At 37.8% G+C, this 25,899-nt stretch carries 22 protein-coding genes; 10 read left to right on the top strand and 12 right to left on the bottom strand.

Annotated features, from left to right (window positions below; all coding sequences use genetic code 11):
- The first annotated feature begins 7 nt into the window (after window positions 1-7).
- Complete coding sequence (locus tag ACEN25_RS09255; protein WP_441802660.1) at window positions 8-466, top strand: hypothetical protein; 459 nt, start codon at window positions 8-10, stop codon at window positions 464-466.
- 15 nt (window positions 467-481) lie between these two features.
- The gene (locus tag ACEN25_RS09250; protein ID WP_441802659.1) at window positions 482-622 is read left to right on the top strand and encodes a FeoB-associated Cys-rich membrane protein; all 141 of its coding nucleotides are present in this window, start codon (window positions 482-484) and stop codon (window positions 620-622) included.
- Here the strand turns inward: ACEN25_RS09250 and ACEN25_RS09245 are convergent.
- From ACEN25_RS09245 to ACEN25_RS09235, 3 genes are read right to left on the bottom strand one after another with little or no spacing between them, the layout of a single operon-like run.
- Window positions 619-1,056, bottom strand: coding sequence for a hypothetical protein (locus ACEN25_RS09245; RefSeq protein ID WP_441802658.1), 438 nt, complete (start codon window positions 1,054-1,056; stop codon window positions 619-621). The genes ACEN25_RS09250 and ACEN25_RS09245 overlap by 4 nt on opposite strands.
- Before the next feature lie 54 nt (window positions 1,057-1,110).
- On the bottom strand, window positions 1,111-1,932 hold the full coding sequence (locus ACEN25_RS09240; protein WP_028377223.1) for a ZIP family metal transporter: 822 nt from the start codon (window positions 1,930-1,932) through the stop codon (window positions 1,111-1,113).
- A gap of 42 nt (window positions 1,933-1,974) precedes the next feature.
- Window positions 1,975-2,625 carry a metal-dependent transcriptional regulator gene (locus ACEN25_RS09235; RefSeq protein ID WP_441802657.1) on the bottom strand — a complete coding sequence of 217 codons (651 nt, stop codon included), beginning with the start codon at window positions 2,623-2,625 and terminating at the stop codon, window positions 1,975-1,977.
- An 89-nt stretch (window positions 2,626-2,714) separates the two neighbouring features.
- Here ACEN25_RS09235 and ACEN25_RS09230 point away from each other — a divergent pair, with 89 nt between their 5' ends.
- From ACEN25_RS09230 to ACEN25_RS09220, 3 genes are read left to right on the top strand one after another with little or no spacing between them, the layout of a single operon-like run.
- Entirely contained in the window at window positions 2,715-5,075 is a 2,361-nt protein-coding gene (locus ACEN25_RS09230; protein WP_441802656.1) for a TonB-dependent receptor, read from the top strand.
- A 30-nt stretch (window positions 5,076-5,105) separates the two neighbouring features.
- Entirely contained in the window at window positions 5,106-5,576 is a 471-nt protein-coding gene (locus ACEN25_RS09225) for a thioredoxin family protein (RefSeq protein WP_441802655.1), read from the top strand.
- A gap of 51 nt (window positions 5,577-5,627) precedes the next feature.
- Window positions 5,628-6,776, top strand: a complete 1,149-nt coding sequence (locus ACEN25_RS09220) for a lycopene cyclase family protein (RefSeq protein WP_441802654.1) — start codon at window positions 5,628-5,630, stop codon at window positions 6,774-6,776.
- A 21-nt stretch (window positions 6,777-6,797) separates the two neighbouring features.
- Here the strand turns inward: ACEN25_RS09220 and ACEN25_RS09215 are convergent, their stop codons facing one another.
- From ACEN25_RS09215 to ACEN25_RS09180, 8 genes are all read right to left on the bottom strand, one after another.
- Window positions 6,798-7,385, bottom strand: a complete 588-nt coding sequence (locus ACEN25_RS09215) for a hypothetical protein (RefSeq protein WP_441802653.1) — start codon at window positions 7,383-7,385, stop codon at window positions 6,798-6,800.
- 71 nt (window positions 7,386-7,456) lie between these two features.
- Window positions 7,457-7,981 carry a hypothetical protein gene (locus ACEN25_RS09210; protein ID WP_441802652.1) on the bottom strand — a complete coding sequence of 175 codons (525 nt, stop codon included), beginning with the start codon at window positions 7,979-7,981 and terminating at the stop codon, window positions 7,457-7,459.
- A gap of 10 nt (window positions 7,982-7,991) precedes the next feature.
- Window positions 7,992-9,131, bottom strand: a complete 1,140-nt coding sequence (locus tag ACEN25_RS09205) for an efflux RND transporter periplasmic adaptor subunit (protein WP_441802651.1) — start codon at window positions 9,129-9,131, stop codon at window positions 7,992-7,994.
- Window positions 9,132-9,172: 41 nt separating this feature from the next.
- Window positions 9,173-13,501, bottom strand: a complete 4,329-nt coding sequence (locus ACEN25_RS09200) for a CusA/CzcA family heavy metal efflux RND transporter (protein WP_441802650.1) — start codon at window positions 13,499-13,501, stop codon at window positions 9,173-9,175.
- 92 nt (window positions 13,502-13,593) lie between these two features.
- Window positions 13,594-13,995, bottom strand: coding sequence for a hypothetical protein (locus ACEN25_RS09195; protein WP_441802649.1), 402 nt, complete (start codon window positions 13,993-13,995; stop codon window positions 13,594-13,596).
- Window positions 13,996-14,112: 117 nt separating this feature from the next.
- Window positions 14,113-18,168: a choice-of-anchor L domain-containing protein gene (locus tag ACEN25_RS09190; protein ID WP_441802648.1), complete on the bottom strand. Its 4,056-nt coding sequence runs from the start codon at window positions 18,166-18,168 to the stop codon at window positions 14,113-14,115.
- 255 nt (window positions 18,169-18,423) lie between these two features.
- Entirely contained in the window at window positions 18,424-19,830 is a 1,407-nt protein-coding gene (locus tag ACEN25_RS09185) for a hypothetical protein (protein ID WP_441802647.1), read from the bottom strand.
- 31 nt (window positions 19,831-19,861) lie between these two features.
- Window positions 19,862-20,608, bottom strand: a complete 747-nt coding sequence (locus tag ACEN25_RS09180) for a TerB family tellurite resistance protein (RefSeq protein WP_441802646.1) — start codon at window positions 20,606-20,608, stop codon at window positions 19,862-19,864.
- Between the two features lie 312 nt (window positions 20,609-20,920).
- Between ACEN25_RS09180 and ACEN25_RS09175 the strand changes: the two genes are divergently transcribed.
- The 4 genes from ACEN25_RS09175 (at window position 20,921) to ACEN25_RS09160 (ending at window position 23,834) form a co-directional block, all read left to right on the top strand.
- On the top strand, window positions 20,921-21,331 hold the full coding sequence (locus ACEN25_RS09175) for a BrxA/BrxB family bacilliredoxin (protein WP_396512266.1): 411 nt from the start codon (window positions 20,921-20,923) through the stop codon (window positions 21,329-21,331).
- A gap of 128 nt (window positions 21,332-21,459) precedes the next feature.
- The gene (locus ACEN25_RS09170; RefSeq protein WP_441802645.1) at window positions 21,460-23,250 is read left to right on the top strand and encodes a chloride channel protein; all 1,791 of its coding nucleotides are present in this window, start codon (window positions 21,460-21,462) and stop codon (window positions 23,248-23,250) included.
- A gap of 26 nt (window positions 23,251-23,276) precedes the next feature.
- A complete protein-coding gene (locus ACEN25_RS09165) occupies window positions 23,277-23,549 on the top strand; it encodes a hypothetical protein (protein ID WP_441802644.1) in 273 nt (90 codons plus the stop codon).
- An 87-nt stretch (window positions 23,550-23,636) separates the two neighbouring features.
- Window positions 23,637-23,834, top strand: coding sequence for a cold-shock protein (locus tag ACEN25_RS09160; protein WP_028377208.1), 198 nt, complete (start codon window positions 23,637-23,639; stop codon window positions 23,832-23,834).
- Window positions 23,835-23,891: 57 nt separating this feature from the next.
- Here ACEN25_RS09160 and ACEN25_RS09155 read toward each other — a convergent pair whose 3' ends face one another.
- On the bottom strand, window positions 23,892-24,983 hold the full coding sequence (locus tag ACEN25_RS09155; protein WP_441802643.1) for a hypothetical protein: 1,092 nt from the start codon (window positions 24,981-24,983) through the stop codon (window positions 23,892-23,894).
- A gap of 141 nt (window positions 24,984-25,124) precedes the next feature.
- Between ACEN25_RS09155 and ACEN25_RS09150 the strand changes: the two genes are divergently transcribed.
- On the top strand, window positions 25,125-25,892 hold the full coding sequence (locus ACEN25_RS09150; RefSeq protein WP_441802642.1) for an amidohydrolase: 768 nt from the start codon (window positions 25,125-25,127) through the stop codon (window positions 25,890-25,892).
- Window positions 25,893-25,899 lie beyond the last annotated feature (7 nt).

Genomic DNA, 25,899 nt, shown 5'->3' with positions numbered 1-25,899 from the left:
AACATTTGTGAACTATTCTGATACAATACTATTTTTCTCAAAAAAATATCTTGGATTTTTAGTTACTGATTACGGCTTTAAAATAGAAGAAAGAAATATAGCTTTTGAAAGACACATTATTTTTAAAAGCAAGCGTACTGAAATTGTATTTCTTTTTGAAATAACCAATTTGACGCTACCCTTAATTTTTTACAGGGCTTACGGAATGAATTTTGAACTTAAAAAATTAGATCGTTCTCAAGAACTATATAAGATAATAGCTGAAAACAACGAAAGAACTATTCCAATTATGGAAGAAATCTTGACCAACTATAAAGAAACCAAGGAATACAATCAATTAAAATGGAATAAAGAATTTGATGAAAAGGTAAAGGTCGAGATTGAACAATTTATGATTGAAATCGAAACACTTTTGAAAAATAATCCTAAAATTCTAAAAGGCAATTTCCTTCCTTTTCTATTTTAGAAAACTAAAAATGTTATGATACAGAATATAGTAGTACTTATTATTTTTTTAGTCGCTGTAGGTTATCTCGTGACTAAATACATCTGGAAACCCGCTTTTTTAGGCGGAAAATCTAAAGATAAATCCTGCGGAAGCGATAACTGTGGCTGTCACTAATTCTGCTTCCAAACTACTTTAATAATATAATCTTTCTGGGATATGCTCTCTTGGGAAATTTTAGGATAAGGATGTACAGAAAGTGCAGCAAGACTTGTCCCGGCAGTATCTAGCAAACTAACAAACTCTTCTTTTGCCCCTAAGGTCGCTTTGCAGTCTTCCACAAATTTTCCATCTCTATATACTGAATACTCAACACCTACGTTTCCTGCCCAAACACAGATTACGTCACTAGGACATCTGGAATCTACAACTTTAGTAACTTTGATTGCCACATCCCCAAAAGAAGTAAGTTTACCAAAGGGTACAAGTACTACAAAATGAGGTTCAGGAGCCTGCTTTTTAGCACTTATTGAATCATTAGATATAACAATTGTTTGCGCTGTAGATACCACACTAAACAAACTGAATAATATAAGTGCTAGCTTTTTCATAATACAATTGTGAGTTATTTAATAAAGACTCAAATAAAAGCTGTACCGTTGCAATTATCCCAGACCTACATCAAGTGTCATCATTAGAATAAATCCTCCTATAAAGCCTAGTGTGGCAATATCTGTATTACTCCCTTGTTGCGATTCGGGAACTACTTCTTCTACTACCACAAAAATCATGGCTCCTGCGGCAAAAGCTAAAGCATACGGTAAAATAGGTTTAAAAGTCATTACCGCATAGGCACCTATTACTGCTGCAATAGGCTCAACGATCGCAGAAAGCTGACCGTAGTGAAAACTCTTCCATCTACTGAAACCTTGTTTGCGTAAGGGTACGGCAACTGCAAAACCTTCGGGGAAATTTTGTAAGCCTATACCTATGGCAAGCGCCACGGCACCACCTATGGTAGCGCCATCAAAACCGGCCGCAACACCACCAAACAACACCCCTACCGCAAGACCTTCGGGGATGTTGTGAAGCGTTATCGCGAGCGTTAACAATACCGATTTATGCCAGGGACTGCGAATACCTTCTTTATCTTCCTCTTTAAAGTTTACGTGTAAATGCGGCAATACTTTGTCTAAACCAAACAAAAATGCAGCACCCAGAGCAAATCCCACTGCTGCGGGTATCACTTTTATAAAACCTTCCCCGGGGCTCATTTCGATTCCCGGTGCCAGTAAACTCCAGAAACTAGCGGCAACCATAACGCCTCCTGCAAATCCTAACATGGCATCAAAAACCTTACGATTCATCCCTTTAAAAAAGAAAACTAGAGAGGCGCCTAAAGCGGTCACACCCCACGTAAAAAGTGTCGCTAAAAAAGCACCCATAACCGGGTCTAAGGTTTCAAAATAATCTATTATTTCATTCATTTTACAGTAGAATTAAAATCTAAAACTTGCTTTTTAATACTTTTATATACGCACATAAATATGTTCTGTGGCGATTTGTGATAAAGACAATTCACGCTCCTCAATACGCACCCGCATACTTTTATCAAACTCCTGAATATTTAAAATTTCTAAAACGCTCCCTAACCGTATATTTTGCTGATCTAGAAACTGCAAAAAAGACGACGAGGTATCATTAACCCCAATACAGGTTCCCACATCTCCGGGAACTAATTGAGAAACACGCTTCTTTTCCATTTTTATGATATTTCCATCTGCATCAGGAATGGGATCTCCATGCGGATCGTGTTTGGGATACCCCAAAAAACGATCTAACTCGCGTATCAACTTTTCAGATTTTATGTGTTCAAGCTGCTCTGCCACGTCATGAATCTCATCCCAACTAAAATCTAGTTTCTGTACTAAAAAAGTTTCCCAGAGGCGGTGTTTCCGAACCACGCGCAAGGCGATTTCTTCTCCTTTTTTATTTAAAAGCACTCCTTGATACGGCTGATAATTCACTAAATCTTTATCATTCAGTTTTTTAATCATTTCAGTAGTCGATGCCGGTTTTGTCTCTAAATACTGAGATAAAACCGTCGTACTCACACCCTTAGGACTATCCTTTTGCAAGGCGTAAATCGATTTTAAATAATTTTCTTCAGAAAAAGTCATACTTATATTTAATTATACCACAATAATACGTCAAAATATTCAAATATATTTTTTAGGTTTACCTAAATTTTATTTTTGAAAGAACATAAATGACTACTACATATTTATTTAGGATTCTATTTTTAAGCTTTTACTGCGTGACTTTTGCACAAGAAACCATCACAATACACGGCAAGATTTCGCATAATAACACAGAACTACCCTTTGCAACTATTCTGGTAAGCGATACTACCATAGGAGTTGCGGCAGATGAAAATGGGTTTTTTCAGCTTGATGTTCCTGATAAATACACCACCTTAGTAATTCAGGCCGTAGGGTTTAAAACTTTAAAAAAAACCATTAACCCTTCAGAATACAGAAACAAACCCTTAAACATTGATCTTACTGAAGATTTACTGGGTTTAGAAGAGGTGGTGGTTAGCGCAACGCGGAATAGAATAAGCAAGAAAAAAGCGGCAGTAATTGTAAATGTCTTAAGCCCTAAACTATTTAAAGCAACACAATCTATTTCGCTTGCAGACGGTCTTAATTATCAACCGGGCGTTCGGGTAGAAACCAATTGTCAAAATTGCGGGTTTACGCAGGTACGCCTTAATGGTCTGGGCGGTCAATACACACAGGTTTTGTTGAATAGCCGTCCTGTTTTTAGTGCTCTTAACGGCGTGTATGGTCTTGAACAAATTCCGGTAAGTATTATAGATCGTGTAGAAGTGGTGCGTAGTGGTGGCTCTGCACTTTTTGGGTCTAGTGCAATCGCAGGAACGATAAATATCATCACTAAAGAACCCATTAATAGCAGCTGGGAAGTAAACAGTAATTTGGGTTTTATAAATGGAAAAATACCAGACCGCAGCCTCAATATCAATTCATCACTTGTAAGCGAAGATTTGACCTCCGGAATTACACTTTACGGAATGTATCGCAATCGTGATGTTTTTGATGCTAATGATGACGATTTTAGTGAACTAACGAAACTCACTAATAATTCATTTGGAATGAAAACATTTTACCGTCCCAACGACAATAGTAAGCTGGGCTTAGATTTTACAGCCATAAAAGAATACAGGCGCGGTGGAGATCGGCTTGACTTAGCACCTCAGTTTACAGACATCACCGAAGAACTGGACCACAATACAATTTTTGCAGGTGTAGACTATGAATTATTTAATGACGCTCGCACCAGTAATCTTACGGCTTACGCTTCGGTACAACACACGAATCGGGATAGTTATTACGGCGGTTTAGGCGGCGGCCGAACGCGTGTAGATTCTTCTGCTGCAAACAATTCTTTCGGAAAAACTACTGATATTGCTTTTGTGGCCGGTACTAAATTTACACGTACATTTAAGAATAATGATGTGCTTACTTCGGGTTTAGAGTACCAACTTAACGATACCGAAGATGCTATTTTAGGCTATAACCGTTTGGTTGATCAAAAAGTAAATAGTCTAGGTCTTTACAGTCAGTATGAGTGGAAACCTACAGAGCAGTTTACCGCATTAATAGGTGCGCGGCTAGACCATATTACTATTGATGGGTTGTATCAAATTCAAAATATTTCCCGCACCTCAACAGTTTCTCAAACAGTTTTCAGTCCGCGATTAACCTTGCTCTACAACTTTACAGATGACCTTCAGTTTAGAGGAGGTTATGCACGCGGCTTTCGAGCCCCGCAAGCTTTTAATGAAGATTTGCACATCAGTTCGGTAGGTGGCGAGCAACGCTTTGTCATCTTATCTGATGATCTGGAAAGCGAATTCTCAAATGCCTATACTGCGTCTCTTAACTTTACTAAAGAATTTAATAAGGTACAAACCAGTTTGTTGGTAGAAGGCTTTTACACCACACTAGAAAACCCATTTACTCTCGTGAGCACGGGGGCTTCATTACCTAATGATTCTATTCTTGAAGAATCTCGTAACGGTAACGGCGCCTACGTAACAGGTACTAATATTGAATTTAATGTATCTCCAGGCAAAGCTTTGTTGTTTCAGGCAGGAATTACCTACCAACAATCTATTTACAACGAAAATCAAATTCTCTTTGAAGCCGATGGAAGCAACCCCAATGAGTCTGATGTAACAACAGATCAATTTGTACGATCGCCTAATGTGTATGGCTTTTTTAATACCAACTGGACGGTAAATGAAGCCTTAAAAGTTGACCTTACCGGAAGTTATACCGGCACCATGATTGCCCCTCACGTAATTAACGAAAGTGGTTTTATAAAACTGGAAGACACCCCATCTTTTATGGATGTTACATCCAAAATTACCTATCATTTTGACCTGACAGACAACCTGCATATAGAATTAAGTGGCGGGGTTCAAAATATGTTTAACAGCTATCAAAACGACTTTGACCAAGGTGCACTCAGAGACTCAAATTATATTTATGGTCCTAATAGACCTCGCACTGTTTTCTTCGGAATACGTTTTGGAGATTTTTAAGTACGGGCCAGCAATACAAATTATTATTTTATGAAACCTATTCTAATTCTTCTTTTTCTTTACTGCGGAAGCTTAAATGCTCAACATAAAACCACGCAAATCAATTGGATTAGCTGGGAACAACTGGAAGATTCTTTAGCCCTAAAACCCAAGAAAATATTCCTATTCTTTCACGCCGACTGGTGTGCATATTGTAAAAAAATAGACCGTGTTGTATTTAATAAACCTGAAGTGATCAAAAAGATAAATGAAAAATTTTATGCCGTACGCATGAATGTAGAAACCACAGACACCATACATTTTGATGGTCAAATCTTTACAAACAAACAACATCTCACTAAACGAAATGGTGTTCACGAGCTGCCACTCCTACTAGCTACACGACCTAATAAACCCTTCTCCTTACCGGTAACCTTAATTTTTAATAAAGACTTCACCGTAGAAAAACGCATTTTTGAATATTATACCTCAGGCTTATTGCTTGGTTTTTTAGACGACTAAGCTTAAAATCATTTTGTGCGATAGCTCAATAAGTTCTAGCTTTAAACCGCTATGCAAAAGACTTCTTTACATTTTGATTACATCATACTGGGCGCCGGACTTTCGGGACTGATGCTTGCAAAATCATTAGTTAGTGATCCTTACTTTTCAGATAAAAGCATCCTTCTTATTGATAAATCTGAAAAAAATAAGAATGACCGCACCTGGTGTTTTTGGAGTGAAAATTCACATAATTGGGATGCGGTAATTTCTAAACAATGGAATAAAATACGGTTTAAAGGCAGTGCATTTGATGCTGAAATTCCGCTGAAAGAATACAGTTATAATAAAATTGAAGGCATAAATTTTTACAATTCGGTTTTTGAAATCCTTCGGGCCTCTAAACAAGTTACTTTTAAAACTGAAAATTTTCAAGACTTAACCGAAACAAAACAAGGTGTTGAGGTCACTACAGATCAAAATACCTATACGGCTTCTAAGGTTTTTAGCAGTATTCTTCCGCCGAAACGGCTAAAAAATCAAAAGGCATTTCCTGTTTTACAGCAGCACTTTATAGGCTGGGAAGTAAAAACTCAGGAATCTGTTTTTAATCCTGAAGTTGCCACTTTTATGGATTTTTCTATCAAGCAAAATGGCAATACGCGTTTTATGTATGTGTTGCCTACGGCGAAAAATCAAGCCCTTGTAGAATACACCCTATTTTCTGAACATCTTCTGCCCAAAGCAGAATATGAAGCGGCAATAGAAGATTATATGGAAGGTCTGGGCGCCTCACAATATGAAGTCACGGCGGTAGAACAAGGCAGCATCCCGATGACGGCCTATCCATTTGAACAACACAATACAAAAAGCCTGCTGCATATAGGCACAGCAGGCGGGTGGACGCGTGGTAGCACCGGTTATACCTTTAGCTATACGGTGAAAAGAACAGCTGAATTGATTCGCTTTTTAAAGAGAGAAAGTGACTTTAGAAAGCTTTCGCTAAACGATAGATACCGCTGGTATGACAAACTTTTTCTAGATGTTTTGTACCGCAATAATGATCAGGGAGCGGCTCTTTTTACACAGATGTTTAAAAAGAATGCAATTGCTAAAATATTTAAATTTCTGGACGGCACTAGCACCCTAAAAGAAGACTTACAAATCATCTGGAGTCTGCCAAAAAAAGAATTTATAAAGTCTTTTTGGGGGTTGAAATAAAAATACCGGAAGGGTTAAAATCTAGTTTTGCTCGAGTAAAGCTGCCGGAACTAATTTTTCTAACATAGCATTTTGGCGGTTTTCAAGAACGATAAATTTCCAGTCTGTCGTACCATTATTTGAGATTGCGACAACCTCTTTTTCTGCGTGTATGGTATAACTATCTGTAGAGTCGTTATACTTCACATTGTCTTTACCAAATGATTGTGCAAATGCAGCTTGTGTAAGCGCCGTACGCATTGCTTTTTGTTCTTCAGTCTCATCTTCTTCACCTTTAAGTTGCATATCCATATCATTTGCATAGGTGAGCATTGCATAAAATTTATCTTCTATCTCCTGTGCATCCTCAACACGCAACACTTCAGGATTACGTATTTTAAAAGACATTTGCGGGTTATTAAACGTTTGCTCCATAATGCTCACGAGTTGCGCTCTAGGGATAATATCAAAGAATTCGGGTAGCATATAATCCATCGCTTTCTCAAAGTCTGAGTTTACAATCGCATCCAGATATTCTGAAAACGTACTTTTTATAGTGCTTTTATAGTCCTGTGCGTGTATCGTGAAGCTTGCAAAAAGGAAGCAGGCAATCAATAAAAAGTGTTTCATTTAAATGGTTCTAAAAGTTTTAAAAGCTGAAAAATACAGTTTAAAATAAATAAACTTCAATAGAAGTTAGATTACTTATGTAACATATCAAGCCTGTCTATCTCTTTATTTAATAGAAAATTCGTTTTACTTAATTCTAAGCTAGTTAAGTTTAATTGTTCTTTATTTCCGAGAAAATGAAGTAATTTTATTTTATTTAAATCATCAATTGGCTGAAAATTATTATGAATAACTGCTTGACGAATTAATCTTAAGTCGCCAAAAAAATCACTTATTATATCGTTCTTTTTAAGTTGATATTCGTTTGCAATAGCTGTTCGAAATTTTTCCTCCCATAATTGATATATAACAGCCAGTGTGGTTCCAGCTAAAATTCTTTGATACTTACCATTTTCTGAACATCCTTCTATATCTGTAGTTGTAAAGCCTATTGTTTCATTCAAGCTTTCATCACGTATAGTAAAAGAATCTATTTTATTAACATCCATATTTTTATAATAAATATCTTTCATCACTGTCATTGAAAAATGTCCGATTCTATAATTTTTATAGATGTCAGAAAACTCATTTCGCATACCTTCAAATACGTTTTTCATAAATTGTTTTTTACTCCTGTATTAACTCAAACGCACCTTTAGTAAGATATTGCGCATTTTTATCGAGCTGATCTGCATTTAAAATTTCGGTTAATCCATTTGCGGTTTTTCCGGGTTCTACCGCTATCTGGTTAAATAAATATGCATCATTTTCCTTACTTTTTAATTTAAGCACATAATACGCTTCTCCAAGATTTACAACAGCGGCTTGTGGTAACGCCATTCTGGTGGCTTCACCGGTTTCAATCTTAGCCTCAACAAACATTCCTACCGCTAATGTTGGAGTGTCGTTCTCGTGCTCCAGATGCCCGTGTACTTTTACCGTACGACCTTGCTCACTAAGCGAATTTCCTATTAGATGTACTTCACCTTTATACATTGTGTTTGAAGATTCCGGGATTTTAAATTGTATCGCCTGCCCTTTCTGCACGTTGAGCATATCTTTCTCAAATACCGAAAGCTCGAGATGTATGTGGTCTATGTCTATAATTTCCATAATAGGATCTGCAGGAGAAACATAGCTTCCTTTACTCACAAAAGTTTCAGAAATGGTACCGGTTATAGGCGCATAAATACGTGCCAGCGAGGTATAGTTTCCTTGCAAGGCCTGCGCGGTGCTAATGTTGAGCATCTGCAATTTTTTCTGAAGTCCGTTATAGGTTGCCACACTTCTTTTGTACTCACTTTCAGCTTTTAAAAAGTTTTTTTGCGAAGTAATTTTTTCGGCTACTAAAGCTTGTTGCCGCTCATATTCTGACTTTAAATACGCTAATTGCTCTGCCAGTTCCTGAAACTCTTGCTGTAGCGCAACAAACTCGGTATTCTCAAGCGTGATCAACACCTGTCCTTTTTTAACGGCATCACCTATCAACAACGGGTTGTCTTTAATATAGCCTCCCATAAAAGACGTAATTACGGCTCTGTTTTCGGGTGGGACATCAATCATTCCGCTGGCTTCTACCCATTCCGGGAAAGTAGCCTCCTTTAACTTATCGAGTTCAAGACCGGCACTGCTAAACTGCTGTTGAGTTACCGTAACATCTGCTTTAGTTGTACTGGGTTCTTCTTCAGCATTTTTATCTTTGCTTCCGCAGCTCAACACTATAAAAAGCGAGCAAATTTGTGCGTATCGTTTAATTAAATTTTTCATTAGAATTTTTATAAAAGCGCCTTTAAGACGGATTAGTTGATTTATAGAACACTGTAATTAAGTTGAATAACCACCTGATTGTAGCTATTAAGACTCTCGAGATATGCGAGTTTAATATCATACGCCTGTTGCAGGATTTGTATGTATTGAAAAAAGTTTATCTCCCCGTTTTTATAGCTGGTGATCGCTGTTTTTTCTAGTTCGTCTGCCAATGCATTTCCTTCCTGCTCGTAATATGCAAGACTTTCGGCAAATTTATTCAGCTGGCTCCTTAACTCCGTTTTTCGGGATTGCAATAGAATTTTATAATTCGCAGCTTCCTGTTGTGCGGCCTCTGCTGCAATTTTAGCCGTTTTAATTTGGCTTGCCGCTCCTGAGAAAAACAAAGGGATTTTAATACCAAACTGATACCCTATCAGATTTTTATTCAACCCATCATTAGAACCCTGAAAATAATTTACCGTTAAATCTGGTAAAAGCTGTTGAGTACTGAATTTACGCTGGGCTTCTGCCAGACTAATTTTAGAATCATAGTATGCGTTTGCGGTTGCCATACTTTGCGCGTCTAAAGCGGGTGTCAGTTGTTCTAATTTTGGTGTATTAAGTTGTAGTGTATCTACCTGTACCACCCGCTGCAAATTAATCTCGGCAGCTTTTAACTCTTCTCGTACCTGTTTGAGAAGCGTTTCTACTTCCTTTTGCTTGGCTTGCGCCGAAATTTTCTCGAGATAATTACTTTCGCCCAGTTCAAATCGGCGTTTTGCAGCATAGGCAAAATTCTTGTAAATACTGTCCAGATTTTTATAGAGCTGAAACTTTTCATTTACATAGTGCAGCGTGTAATAGGAATTTGCAAGACTACGCTCTAGCTCTATTTTAGTAAGTTCGGCGCGAGTCGCGACCAGATTATAATTGGCCTTATTCACCTTAGCTTGCGCAAAATACACCGTAGGAAACAAAAAAGTCTGACTCACCCCAAAAACATCTATAGGCCGGTTGTTTGACGCCAGGTTGTTTTCATCAAAATGATAATACACTTCAGTTTTATCAAATGTAAACGCATTTCCTATAGCTGCATTTGCTTCTTCACTGCGCAAACCGGCAGCTTTTATACCCGCATTGTTTTTAAATGCGAGATCACGTACCTGCTCAAAACTGTTTATTTCCTGAGCCTGTGCAAAACCTCCCATCAAAATCAAAATTAGGAGTATTGAAATTCCTTTGTTTTTAAATTTCATTCCGCCTTCATTTTTTAAATCGTTATCAAACCAGGAAACCAGAACCGGTAATACCACCAGTGTTAATAATGTTGCTGAAATAAGGCCTCCTATAACCACCGTTGCTAGTGGGCGTTGCACCTCTGCCCCAGCATTTGTAGATACCGCCATAGGTAAAAAACCAAGTGCAGCTGCTGTTGCCGTAAGCAATACCGCTCTCAAACGGTCTGTAGCACCTTTAGTAATAAGCTCCCGCATATCTGTTATTCTCTGGTTTTTAAGTTCTTTAAAATGCTCGAGCATTACAATACCGTTAAGTACAGCAATGCCAAACAGCGCAATAAACCCAACACCTGCCGAAATACTAAAAGGCATACCGCGCAGCCATAATAAAACGATACCACCCACTGCAGAAAGTGGGATTGCTGTAAAAATCAACAAGGCTTCTTTAACTGAATTAAAAGCGAAATACAACATGATAAAAATGAGTAGCAACGCCACAGGAACCGCTATTTGCAAACGGGAGGTAGCACTTTGTAGATTTTCAAACTGGCCCCCATAATCTATAGAATAGCCGGTAGGTAGTTTTATATTTTGAGTTACACGCGCCTGAATCTCATCAACCACAGATTGTAAATCGCGGTTACGCACATTTACACCTACAACAATGCGACGTTTAGTCTCATCACGTGAGATTTTTGCGGCACCTTTTGTGTAGCTTATTTCTGCGAGTTCGCTAAGTCTCACTTTTGCCCCTAACGGCGTATCTACATATAAATTCTGAAGGTTATCAATATCTTTACGCTGGTTTTGCTCGAGACGTACGACCAGATCAAATCGTTTTTCCCCTTCAAAAATATTCCCAACGGTTTGTCCCGAAAATCCCATTTTCACTACGTCATTAAGGTCTGAAATATTGAGGCCATAGCGCGCTATTTTTGCCCGGTTATACTTTACGCTCATTTGGGGTAAACCGGTAACTTTCTCTACCGAAATGTCTGCGGCACCTTCTACATTCTGAATTAAATCCCGAATTTCATTACCTTTTTTATTGAGGATATCAAGATCTTCACCAAAGATTTTAATAGCGATATCTGCCCGAACGCCGGTAATCAACTCATTAAAACGCATCTCGATAGGCTGTGTAAATTCAATCTCCATTCCGGGAATAACACTTAACGCATCTTTAAAGCGGTCTGCCAGCTCATCTTTAGTTTCTGCAGAAACCCAGTCTCCTTTTGGTTTGAGTGTTACAATCACATCGCTTTCCTCCATAGACATAGGGTCTGTAGGTACTTCGGCCGCGCCTATGCGACTCACCACCTGTTTAACTTCGGGAAAACTGTCCAGGAGTATTTGTTCAATCTGCGTGGTACGCGCTATTGCTCCACTTAGTGAAGTTCCCGTTTTCAGCACCGGCTGAATCACAAAATCTCCCTCGTCTAACTGCGGAACAAACTCCCCACCCATTGTGGTAAATAGATACACCGATGCAGCCAGCAAACCTACTGAAAGTCCTACAACCAATTTGTGGGAATCTAATGCCCAGTGAATAACGCGCTCGTACTTCTGTTTTAAAAAATTAACCAATCGTACCGAAATGTTTCGGTCTGAAGGGGCTTCCGCCTTTAAAAATAACGAGGCTGCTACAGGCACATAAGTAAAACATAACAGCATTGCTCCAACTACTGCAAAGCTAAAAACCAGTGCCATAGGCTTAAACATCTTGCCTTCTACACCACTTAAGGAAAGTATGGGGATAAAAACGATTAAAATAATCAACTGACCAAATACTGCAGAATTCATCATCGTTGACGCTGCGTCTGTGGTAATCTCATCTTTAAGTTGGCGGGTTTCCGTAGTGGTAAGTTCTCTTATCGTGTTTTGTTTTTGTGCCATTTTATAAGCCACAAACTCTACAATAATTACTGCGCCGTCTATAATAATTCCAAAATCTATAGCCCCAAGACTCAGTAAATTAGCATCAACATCAAAAATATTCATAAGTGATATGGCAAACAATAAACAAAGCGGTATTACCGAAGCTACAACCAGACCACTACGCCAGTTCCCTAAAAGCAGAACGACAACAAAAATCACGATGAGAAAACCAAGAACCAGATTTTCACCAATAGTAAATGTGGTTTTTGCAATAAGTTCGCTTCGGTCTAAAAAGGCATTGATGTAAACCCCTTCGGGTAAAGAGCCGCTTATTTCTTCAACCCGATCTTTGACCGCCTGAATCACCTGATTTGAGTTGGCGTCTTTAAGCATCATTACCTGCCCCAGTACTTTCTCGCCTTCACCATTACCGGTTATTGCGCCAAAGCGTGTCGCATAACCAAAACCTACCGTTGCTACATCTTTAACATAAACAGGTATCCCATTTTGGTTAGCAACTACCATATTCTCAATATCTTCAAGAGAACTTGCAAGTCCTTCGCCACGTATAAAATACGATTGATTGGCTTTCTCGATATATCCACCCCCGGCGATACTGTTATTTTTTTCTAAAGCAGTAAAAACCTCAGCTGCAGAAATATGCATTGCATTTAATTTCTGAGTGTTTATAGCAACCTCGTACTGTTTTAAGTAACCACCCCACGAATTGATTTCTACTACCCCGGGAATACCAGAAAGCTGGCGTTTAACAACCCAGTCTTGTATAGTGCGTAGTTCTGTAGCGGTGTACTTGCTTTCATAACCGGGTTTAACATCTAGAATATACTGGTAAATTTCTCCCAGACCCGTGGTAATGGGTCCCATTTGCGGAGTTCCAAAACTAGCCGGAACTTGTTCTGAAGCAGATTTAATTTTTTCGGCGAGCAGTTGTCTGGGTAAGTAGGTGCCCATTTCATCCTCAAAAACCACAGTTACTACTGAAAGACCAAATTTTGAAACCGAGCGTATTTCTTTTACGCCGGGTAAATTTGCCATTTGTAATTCTACAGGATAGGTAATGAATTGCTCCATATCTACCGTAGAAAGGTTTTGTGATGTGGTGATTACCTGTACCTGATTATTAGTAACATCAGGAACGGCACCTACAGAAAGTTGGGTTAGCGAATACAGCCCAAAAGCCACAATCGCGGTGGTAAACAACAGGATAATTAATTTATTCCTGATGCTAAAAGTTATAATTGCATTAAGCATAGCATTAAAATAAAAACGTTAAAACATACTATTCTTAAACCGGTAGGGATAAGATTAAAAAAAGGCTTTGGTTAATAGCCAAAACAACTGTTTTAAGCGTTTTTGGGCGGCTGAAAAATGCTTGAATCTACCGCGTGAGAATACGAATTGTGATATTCAAAATTTGAAGAAACCTGATCTGCAGGAATAATTTTAGGAATAACTTCCAAATCATTTTGATTAAAAAAAGCGACTACAGAATGCACACAACTGTGTTGATGTTCAAAAGGTAATTTCTCGTGATCTTCGCGTTCTTCCTGATGTTCTCTGTTGTGTTCTGATTTAAGTTCGCCGTAATGTTTATCAATAAACGTGATTATAGTATCGCCAAAAGTCTCCTGGTGATACTCATAGTGCGCGATTAAATCATCTATATGCAAAAAATCCCCAAAACTTACATTGAAACTTTGGGCAAGTATAAAAACCGATAAAATTGCGGTAGCGATTTTTTGCATAGGGTAAATTTAAGTAAGAACACTTCAACATTAAAGCAACGTATAAATTTTAGAATCATATTAAATAGTTTAAAACAGCTATGATTTTATAACCAAAATCTATTGAAGATAAAACTATTACCGTTTTAGCGTAAAATGTGATTTAAACTCAGCTGGACGATCTTCAAAAATATACTCAACTCTAAACCAGTAATCGTCTGAAGGCATATTTACCCCACGATAGGTCCCATCCCAGCCCGGGCCAGATGGAAAGATGTTTTTTATAAGTTTCCCAAACCGGTCAAATATAAAAATTTGTGCCTCGGGGTAGTCTTCGAGCGCTGTAATGTTCCAGGTATCATGATACCCATCATTATTAGGTGTAAAATACTTCGGAAAATCTATAACCTGCACCTCAACAATTGTAACTCCACACGTACCGTTAATACCGCGTACGGTAACGGTATGTGGCCCCGGCAACACATTTATAAACTCGGGTGTGTTTTGAAACGCCTGGTCGTCTAATTGATACTCATAATCCCCATACCCCTGAATAATCGCAACCCGTATTCCTGAAACATCTTCAAAAGGCCGGGTAATTTCTACTTCTACAACAGGCTCTGCAGATTCAAAAACCTCGACAGTTGTGGGGTTGTAATTACAAGCCGCACCCACGTCTGGAGTGAGTTTCTGGGTTGACACGGTATAAATACCGGCCTGTTCTACTGCAAATGTAGAACCCTGATTAACTTCCTGACCATTTAAAAACCAGCTTACTAAAAATTCTGACGGGTCTAGTCCCGAATCTAATATAACACCACGTTCTACCGCTCCTGTGGCTGCATTTCTACAAACAGTTCCGCCTTCAACAGTAAAATCTAAAAGAGGATACACAATGACTTCAAAAGAATCTTCGGCAAAACAGGTTGCATTATTTAATGCTTCTGCATATTTATAAATCGTGTAAGTTCCCGGTTGTAATTCATATTCAGAAACAGGAATGGGATTTTGTTTGTTTCGGCTTAAATAGTAGCCCTGAGCGAACACATCTTGTGGTAAGTCTGGTAATGTATATGACCCACAAACCTCAACATCTGACTCAGGAATTAAAACCGGAGTTTCTGAAATGGTCACGGTAAAACTACTTTCATCTTCACAAAAAAACCGCGTTCCGTTACGGGCATAAATAAAAATCTCCTGTGTGGTCGTTATGATATCACCTGCATTTAACGGCGTACCCTGACCGCCAGATGCGGTATAGTAATTTCCTGTATTAAGTATTGGCAATGTGAAGCTATCACATGAGGTCACATCATTAAAGGTTTCTACTTCAACCCCCAGGATATTTATGGTAAACCTGTTTTCTGAATAACAAGACGGGAAATCATCATATGTATTATAAATAAATATGGTCTGTGTTGTTGTAATCTCAGTTCCCGAAAAAAGCTCGGTTCCTTGTCCCTGCGATTCAGTAAAATACCTTCCGTTATTTAAATCGGGTAATGTGTACGCTTCACAAGAAAATACAAAGGTTAGATTATCTACAGGCAATGATGGTCTTATTTCAACTGTAAACTGTGTTTCATTTTCACAAATACGCACCTGATTATTAATGTAAATCGTTTGTGTCGTATTAATGACATCTCCTGCATAATACTGCGCACCTGATCTCCCCGGACCTTCAAAATAATCGCCGTTTGTTAGTGTAGGTAAGGTATACGTATCACCTTCACATAATAATTGATTTGGTAATGTGTCAACCGGAGGCGTATCAATAACTTCTAATTCAAAAAAGGAATTATTGGTACAATTAGGGCCATCTGTCGTATTTACGTAATAATAAATACGCTGTGATGTATTTAATACTGTTCCCTGCGGTATAAGTGTACCGCCACCTAATGCAGCGGTATAAAAATCACCTGCTTCGACAGTGGCTACTGTAAAGCTGCCACAAGCCGTCATATCTGTATACTCTTCTACAATAAAAATGCGCCATTCGTAATCATTAGTACAGCGGCTATCATCTGCAAATATGTACACAGATTGTGTTTCTTCAATTAAATCACCTGCGTTTAGTGGTGTTCCCTGCCCTTCGGGTTCTGTAAAATAGTTCCCATTTGTTAATGTCGGAAGCGTAAAATTATTGCAAGCCACCACATTTGCAGGCATATCTACGAGCGGCAAGGGGTATACAATGATGTCAAAAGCATCATCTCTACACACCGAACCATTCTCATTAAAATAAAAGTAAATAGTTTGAGAGGTAGTTAATGCTTCTCCGGTATTTAGACGTCTTCCTGTTCCGTCTGGCCCATTAGGCTGCGTGTAAAATGCACCTGCCGGAGTAGGAGGAATACTAAATTCGCCACAAGCTTCTACTTCGCTTAAATCAAACTCTGTAACAAATGTAATACTGAAAGAAGACTCGTTGCTACACCCATTAGCATCAGGTCCATTAAAAATAAATAGATCTATATCTGCTGTAATTATATCTCCTGCATTGTACCGAACCCCCGTACCATTAGATCCACTAAAATAATTTCCGTTTGTAAGCGGTTCTAACTCGTAAGCATTACAGGTAATTACATTACCCAATTGATCTACCGGGGGCAAATCATTGATGGTAATATCAAAACTTACGGTTCTAAAGCACCGTTCATTAGATACATAAGAAACCCTTGCCCAAAGTGTTTCTCCTGTATTTCCATCTTCAATAATGTAATTTGCGCTTAACGCATTCTGTGCGGCATTTGCATCATCCTGATTTGCATAGTACGTAATCGTAAAAAGAGCAGGATTTTGACCATTGAGAATGCGGTTGTCAATTTGATTAAGATTTATAGTTATATCACTTCCCGGGATGGTACACACTTCAATTGGTGCAGGTTGAGTTATAGTGATAGTGGGCAAAACATCAAGATCAAAATTATAGGTAGCGCCACAAATAGTGCCGCTTATTAAATTGCGTAGTCTTAAATAGATAGTTTGACCCCTACTTGGGAATGCTGTAGTTTGATTTGCAGGAATAGGATTATTTGCATTTAAATCTGAAAGCGATGCGTAATATATCACTTCAAACTGAGAAGGATCTACGTCTAAAGCATCTGCATCGTTTTGTGTTAAGTCAAATAGGGATGGATCTCCACCATTAGGACATTCTTCAAGATTTACTGGCGGAGTAACCGTGAGTTCGTTTATCGTTAAATCGTCTGTAACTTCGCACCCATTATTGGTAATGCGTACCGTGTAAGTTCCACTTCTGTTAACCGTTATGCTACTTGCATTCTGATTAGGAATTACTGTGCCATTAAAAAGCCAACTGTGATTATAAACCGAAGCATCTAAACCGGTTTCTAAAGTTGCCTGATCACCGCTACACAATGTACGGTCTGGCCCCAGATCTACACTGGTGTTAAAACTTCCGCCGGCAAGAAAAATAGCCGAATCAAAATTGGTGTCATTAGAATCTCCTATAACAATACGCACATTATAAGGTGTTCCCGGAGTTAAGGTAGATGCGGCATTGAGAACTTGTGTATAACCCCGCATATTTATGGTAGACTGTGCGTTTGTGACTTCGTACGAGTCAAAAAGATTTTCATTTACAGAATTGCACGTAGGATTAAAACGCTGATCTCTAATATTACGCACCGAAACAGATTCTCCAGAAGCGGTAATTGCCAGGTTTTGAGCATTACCTGTACTCAAATCTGTTAATACAAAAGCAACAATATCTTGAGAGGAACACTGCCACTCCCCATATTCATTAGAGGCAAAAATAAAATCGAAACTAAAATTACTGGAAAGCGGTGTAAAGTTAAATTCTAAAAATGAAGTTTCGTTAATCTGAGCACCACTACCGGATGCATCATTCAAATTTTGAAGATAGGTATCTGAGTTTGTATTTAATTCACTGCTTAAATCTGCGGTATTGCCTGTATAGGCCCCTCCGGTAAGAGTTGCTACTCCCGTGCGTAAAACAACTCCGTTAGCTAATGGAAAGGCACCTCCATTATTAGAAAAAGATCCTGCTGCCTGGATTGATGATATAGAAACATTTGAAATTTCTGCACAAGAATCATTGAATAGCAAATCAACCAACTCCCCTGCAGGACGTGGATTACTAACGGTTACTTGCTGAGCGTTTAAGCTGAGACTTACTAAAGCTATTAAACAGAGTATTAATCGTAGCATTATTGTGGGGGCTCTTACAATTTTTAAATAACTAGTGTACTAAAGTTAGTACTTAACGCTAATTACACCCCATAATTGCTTGAATATTAACAATCTTCAACTCTAATTATAACCGTTAATTATTTTTAAAAGCTATTACATCCCCCGCTCTTTCTGAATCGTCTCATACGCATTCTTAACGTTACGGAATTTTTCTTCGGCACCGGCGTGAGCAGATTCAATTTGTGAGCTATTCACTTTTCCAATTTTCCAAGTCTAAAACTTCACCAACTTCACAACGTCCTTATCAACATAAGAATAGATGAAGTTTCCTCCAAAAGGTATCAAAGCATCTTTAATATTCTTTTTTAAATCTTTTGATTCTTTAAAATCTTTGATTTTATCATATAAGTTGGGAATTGTTTCAGTATCTAAATGATTAAAATTCGAATCGAAGACAGCACTGAATGCAATCCATCGTTCGCTTGTTGTGATTAAATCACTTATAGGCAACGCACTAATAAAAAAATAATCTTGTGAAAACCCAGCGAAATGAACTGAACCTGGTGCTGTACCTCCATAATACAGACCTCTGTTCGCACCGATACGCATTTGTAGGGTATCATTAATTTTTCTAACCAAAATTGCCGATTCTGAAGAAACAACTTTCCTCAAGAATTGAGAAGTTTTTTCCATCACCCGTTCTTTGACATAGGCAGCTCCTCTAAGTTTTATTTCAGAGTTGCTAATACTTATATCTTCATCATCTTTTACACTATATCGATAATTGACAAGTCCTGATTCCAGATTTTTAACTTCCAGAATCATTTCTTTTTTATTTAACGCGAACTGATAAATATGTTCATCCAAAATAAAAGAATTTGACTCTTTAATTTTTCCTTCAGTAGATACAGGCTTAGGAATATCCTGCAAAACCATTTTTCCGTTTTCAAGGTCAAATTTAATCAGCCTCGTTAGTTCGGAATCCTGATCAAAAGTCAACCATAATTCTCGATTGAACACATAGCTCTTATACTTTGAAGAAGCTTCAAAAAAAGAATCGATCTCATTATTTTGAATGGGGCTTATTCCTTTTTGATATAAGAGATATTTAAGCTTCTCGTCACTAAATCCCGGAGCTTTAAACTTGTAATCTGAAAAATCATAACTCTTTTTAGAGCTTTTACCAGCCTTATTTATTGTGTAAATCGACAATTCCTGACTGTTCAGACTCACTGTTAGTAAGTGCAACTTATCTTCAATAAAAAATGAGCTTAAAAATTCTTCATTTATAAACTTTTCAAGCTGCAGAATTTCTTCAAACTTTTGATTCTGAAAATTATACGAGATGAGTGAAAACCTATTTTTAAATATTCCGCCCGAAAGCAAAAAAAGCATTGAATTATCAAAAGATACAGAAGATAAAATTTTGTGATTTCTAAATGGAGAATCGGTCAAACTTATCTGTTTGATTTGATTGTACTCAGCATCAAATGTGGTAATCTTAACATCTGATGCGACTCGTTGTATTACAAACAGAAGGCTGTCCTCACTTGTAAACAGATCTAGTTCTCCACCTGTATAGTAATTATTGAATTTATCTATTAATGGTAAAGAGGCTATTTCCTGAGAAAAGCTATTTGCTCTAGAAAGAATAATAAATAAAAATATATACCTGTTCAAAATCAAAATTTAAAATGAGCGCATTAAAATATTACATTCCCCGCTCTTTCTGAATCGTCTCATACGCTTCCTGAACCTTAGTGAACTTTTCTTCTGCTCCCTGACGATAGGCTTCATCCATATGCTGTAGTTTATCTGGATGGTATTTTTTTGCCATATCCCGGTATGCTTTCTTAACTTCTGCGTCTGTAGCCGATTTCTTGATTTCGAGAATTTTATAGGCGCTTTCCGCATTTTTAAAGAACATGGCTTTTATGCTTTCAAATTCGCCCCTGCTCAACATTAAATAACCAGCTATTTGAGAGATTTGATTAACCTCTGAAGTTGATACCGTACCATCTGCCTGTGCAATACCAAATAGAAAATGTACGATTTGTAAACGCACTTCTCTTCGCGTACGCTGGGTCAAATAGGTGCAAATACGCTCTACATTAATTTCACGCTTTTTTATAACTTCATTAAATGTACGAAAGGTTGCATTAGCTCTGTCTTTACCATAAGCCTGCACAAAATATTGACGCACATAATCCATCTCTCGTTGACTCACCTGCCCATCTGCTTTGATTACAATAGAGCACAGCGAAAGTAAATTGAGTTCAAAATCACCTGGAGTAACAGTTTGTTCTGCTCTGCTAAAAGGTGATCTACGACCCGTAGCTGTCGCTTCTTTTTTATTAAAAAACAAACTATCTAAAAGTGTACCTATAACGTAACCTGCGACTGCCCCTAATAAACCTCTGTATGCAAAGCCTATAATGGCTCCTATATATTTAATCATTTAATCTTCTTTATAATGACATCAAAACTTGTGCTGATGTAAACTTATTCTGTGCGCTGCAAAAATAACGCCTTTGTAACTTGTAGGTCTTTAAAACAGCGAAAATGTTACCCGGTATTACCTGCGCAAGGGATTGAAGCCTTTGTGAAGCTCGTATGATTTGCCCGAGCAAATCATACAGCGACGGCTGAAAGCCCGACCCTATGGGTTGCGCTAAAAAATCAAAAAAAATCAATAAAGCTTATGTAGGGTTTGCAAAAAGTAGCCGACTATTATTTTGTATCTTTGTAATCTTAAATTAAAACAGAACTTATGTATCCAGCAGAATTAGTAAAACCTATGCGTGAAGACCTTACTTCTGTAGGTTTCACAGAATTACATACAACAGAAGATGTACAGGCAGCAATGAAAAAAGAAGGTACAACTCTTGTGGTTGTAAATTCGGTTTGTGGTTGTGCCGCAGCTAATGCAAGACCAGGAGCGCGTATGGCTCTTCAAAATGCTAAAACTCCAGATAATTTATATACTGTATTTGCAGGTGTAGACCGTGAGGCTACAGATCTTGCACGCAGTTTTATGGTACCTTTTCCTCCTTCATCACCCTCTATGGCGGTTTTTAAAGATGGGGAATTAGTGCATATGTTAGAGCGTCATCACATTGAAGGGCGTCCTGCAAACCTTATTGCAGACAATCTAATTGATGCTTTCAACGAATATTGCTAATTAACTGGCAGTTAGAAATAAAAAAATCCCTACTCGTTAAAGTAGGGATTTTTTTATTTTATGTATGTTGTGTTACATTGGTTCTAAGAATTTGAGTTTACTTTTGAACCACTAAACTATTGAATGGTATGCCTGGTAAAAAACCTCTCTTACACCGCTTTCATGCCTGGCGCTATAAGCATATTTCTAAGACAACATTTATTTACTTTCTAGCAATACTTACCGGGTTGCTGGCAGGATTAGGTGCGGTTCTTATTAAAAATATCACACACATAATACAAATGTTACTTGAGGGTAAACTTGTAGAAAATTACCGCTACGGTTTCTATTTCTTATTTCCTATAATAGGTCTTGCGATTACCGTTCTCATCGTAAAATATGTAATACGTAATCCATTAAGTCACGGTGTTCCCATGACCTTACGCGCAATTTCGAAGCGTAAAGGTCTTCTCAAAAATTATCAAATATTCGGATCGTTATTAACAGCTCCTATTACGGTAGGTTTTGGAGGTTCGGTAGGTCTTGAAAGCCCTACGGTGGTCACCGGCGCGGCAATAAGTTCGTATTTGTCTCGCATTTTTCATATGGATCAGGCAAACCGCACACTTTTACTGGGCTGTGCTGCAGCAGGTGCGATGTCCTGTATTTTTAAGGCACCTATTGCTGCAATCATTTTTGCAGTAGAAGTTTTTAGTCTTGACCTTACCTTGCTCTCCTTAATGCCCTTGCTTTTGGCTTCACTCTCTGCCATATTAACTTCGTATTTCTTTTTTGGTTCAGATACTATTTTACCTTTTGAATTGAAGGATGCCTTTACCATTGCAGACTTTCCGTATTATATGATATTAGGAGTGGTTGCCGGTTTAGTTTCGGTATATTTTAGCAAAGCCTATTTTAAAACCAGTAAACTGTATAAGCGATGGGATTCTGCTCTCATACGTTTACTAGTGGCCGGGGGCTCTTTAGGAGTACTGTTGTTTTTGATTCCGCCGCTATATGGCGAAGGTTTTGACATGATAAACGAGTTGCTAGATGGCAAGGCCGTAAATGCTTTAGGCGAAACCTTTTTTAATGATTATTTAGATAATGTCTGGGTGGTTATTGCCTTACTCGCAGGCCTTGTGTTTTTTAAAGTTATTGCCTCTGCAATTACATTTGCCGGTGGTGGTATAGGTGGTATTTTTGCTCCTGTACTCTTTATGGGAAGCGTTATGGGTAATTGCCTGGCTAAGATTATTAACAACCTGGGGCTCGACGGTGTTTATATTTCTGAAACAAATTTCACCCTCGTAGGGATGACTGGTTTGCTTGCAGGTGTGCTACATGCCCCATTAACGGCAATCTTTCTTATTGCAGAAATTACCGGGGGCTATGGTCTTTTTATCCCACTAATGGTTACCGCCGCAATAGCCTACGGGATTAATAAATACTTTTTACCTCACTCTGTTTATGGCATGGAGCTGGGACTTAAAGGCGAACTCATAACACACGATAAAGATCAGGCTGTACTTACGCTGCTTAACGTAAATGATGTAATTGAATCTAATTTTATACGCGTGCGTCCCGAAATGACCCTGGGTGAAATGGTAAAAAATGCAGTTGCAAAATCTGCCCGTAATTTATTTCCGGTAGTTAATGAAAATGATGAGCTCGTAGGTGTAATAACCTTAGATGATATACGTGAGATTATGTTTGATGCCACGTTGTACGATACCACTACCATAGGAAGTTTAATGCACGCTGCGCCAGAATATATCTATTTAGAATCTGACCCTGCAAAAGTGGTAATGCGTAAATTTCAGGAAAGTGGCGCGTGGAATTTGCCGGTGATTAAAGACGGAAAATACCACGGTTTTATATCAAAATCAAAATTACTAACCGCGTATCGCCGAATGTTGGTTAGTTTTTCAAGAAAATAACTAATATATTTTACCAAAAACTAGATATGCGCAACCTCATCATAACTCTTTTCTGTATTTGCTGTCTCACCCTGGCCTATGGTTTTTACCTGCGCTATTTCACAGATGACATACTTACTGGAGATCGGTTTTTAGGACTTACAATACTAGCCGTATCGTTTATTGTAATGCCTCTGTTTTTATACCACCGTTGGAAAGACCGAAAAGTTAAAGATTATATGCTTGACGAAGATAACATAAGGAAAATGAGAGCGTTCAATGACAGCAAAGAATCTCGTAAAAAACCTGAAAATCAATAATTTTTAGAAATTTATTTACATTTAGATAACCTATATGTTCTATAATCTCTTAGCTTTGTATCAATATTAATTTTTTACAATTTTACAATGAAAGGTACAGTTAAATTTTTTAATGAATCAAAAGGTTACGGATTCATTACTGACGATGAGACAGGAAAAGACATCTTCGTACACGCAACCGGTTTAAACGGTGAAGTATTAGAAGAAGGTGACCAAGTAGAGTACATCGAAGAAGAAGGAAGAAAAGGTAAGGTAGCTGCGCAAGTACGCGTGCTAAACGACTAAGATATATATAAGTATATTTAAGATTCCAAAAACCCGCTACACCTGTAGCGGGTTTTTTTATGCGTGATTGTCAACATACTTTGCATCAAGTTGTAAAGAAAGATACAACACTAAAAAAGGTGTAAATATGTTGAAATAGGTAATATCAAAATGAGAATCTATAATTGCGCCTTTAAATCCCGTATCATTTACAATAATAAAAAAAGCAACGACAACCGGGATGGCAAGCGCCACAAAGCTATTGCGTATGAGTTGCTCAACTGTTTTTAATTTACTTAAAAAATAAATTGACAACCCTGCTAAAAGCAAACTCAGCCACAACGGTAGTTGCCTGTTTTGTAGTGTAAATGGATTTTCAGCATAGAAAACCTCAAAAGACGGACACCTATAGAATACCAAAGCTCCTAAGCAAATCGTCGCTATAAACAAACCTAAAAAGAACTTAAACCGTTCACTTAACGAGGCTTTTATAAAAGGTAGAGTAAACAAAATCCCAACAGGTAACGCAAAAACGAGACGGGTAAAAATTAGCATTACCGCTAAAATACCTAACAAAAATGCTCTTTTTAAGCCTTCGTTATTTATCATTTTAAATAGATAAACAAGACCTGCTAATACAAGAATTGTATTGCTCACGAGATCACTTTTTACAACAATCTCATACAAATACCACAACGAACTTACAAATAGCAGTAAACTTACGATGCGTATTGCGGGTGATTTAATTAGTTTATCAATAATACCGGCAAAAACTAAAAAGGTAAAACTCTGTAAAAGCCCTACATCTCCTAAAAGATAAAATGGTAATCCTATGAGAAAAAGTGTAGGCAAATTAGAGGTTCTTCCACCAAGATGATCTAATGCGCTATAGGGGTAAGTTCCATTTAATAATGCTGTTATACCTTCGGTCATTGCAGACCAGCGATCTATATGAAGAGCGTATCCATTTACTTTAAGATTAATATAAATAGTAATTGCAAAAAACAATACGACAAGTCCATAAAAGATGCAGGTTGCTACACGTTTATCAGATTTAAATTTCTTCGGAAACCCAACTGCTAATACCACTACTCCTACAGCATAAAAAAACGCCATAAGTACAACCTCAACAACTTCAAAATAACGAATACCGTACTTAAAAACATACACCCAATTTAAGAGTATAAGCAGAGTCAGACAAAATTGAATTTGACGGTTACGGGTTAATAACATTAACTTTATACCTGATATATGAGTGTTCTTAATGTATTCAAAAATGCTTATAAACTCCTGTAATTAAAAATAAAGTTTATGAAGACTTTAAAAGTAGCCGCAATTCAAGCCGATTTAAAATGGGAAGATCCAGAAGCTAACAGATCGTATTTTGATAAAAAAATTGACAGTCTTAAACACGAAGTAGATCTTATTGTGCTTCCAGAAATGTTTTCGACAGGTTTTAGCATGCAACCTCAAGGAATTGCAGACCAGGGAGAAACCTTAAACTGGATGCTTGCTAAAGCCGCTGATCAAAATTGTGCATTGGCAGGAAGTCTCATGGTTGTTGAAAATGAGCAATACTACAATCGCTTTTATTTTGTTACGCCAGAAGGTGAGGCTACTACTTATAACAAGCGACACCGGTTTACTCTTGCGGGCGAACATAAAGTTTATGAACGTGGTGACAAGCCTGTAATTGTAAATTATAAAGGATGGCAGATTTTAGCACAGGTATGTTACGATTTGAGATTTCCGGTTTTTGCACGTAATACAACTAATTATGACGTGGCTATCTATGTGGCAAACTGGCCTAAAAAACGAATTTTTGCCTGGGATACCTTGCTTAAAGCGCGAGCTATTGAAAATATGTGTTACACTATAGGTGTAAATAGAGTAGGTTTAGATGGCAATAACTATGAATACAATGGTTACAGCGGAATTTACGACAGTCTGGGAGCAACTTTAGCTTTCGCGGAAGCTGAAGAAAAAACTATATATGCAGAATTATCTAAAGCTCATTTGACTGAAACGCGGGAGCACCTAAATTTTTTAGCAGATCAAGATGCTTTTGAACTTAAATAATTCAGTT

The organism is Leeuwenhoekiella sp. W20_SRS_FM14, from assembly GCF_052119605.1.
Lineage (GTDB): Bacteria > Bacteroidota > Bacteroidia > Flavobacteriales > Flavobacteriaceae > Leeuwenhoekiella.
Note: the sequence above shows the minus strand (reverse complement) of the source record. Positions and strands in the feature narration are given on the sequence as shown.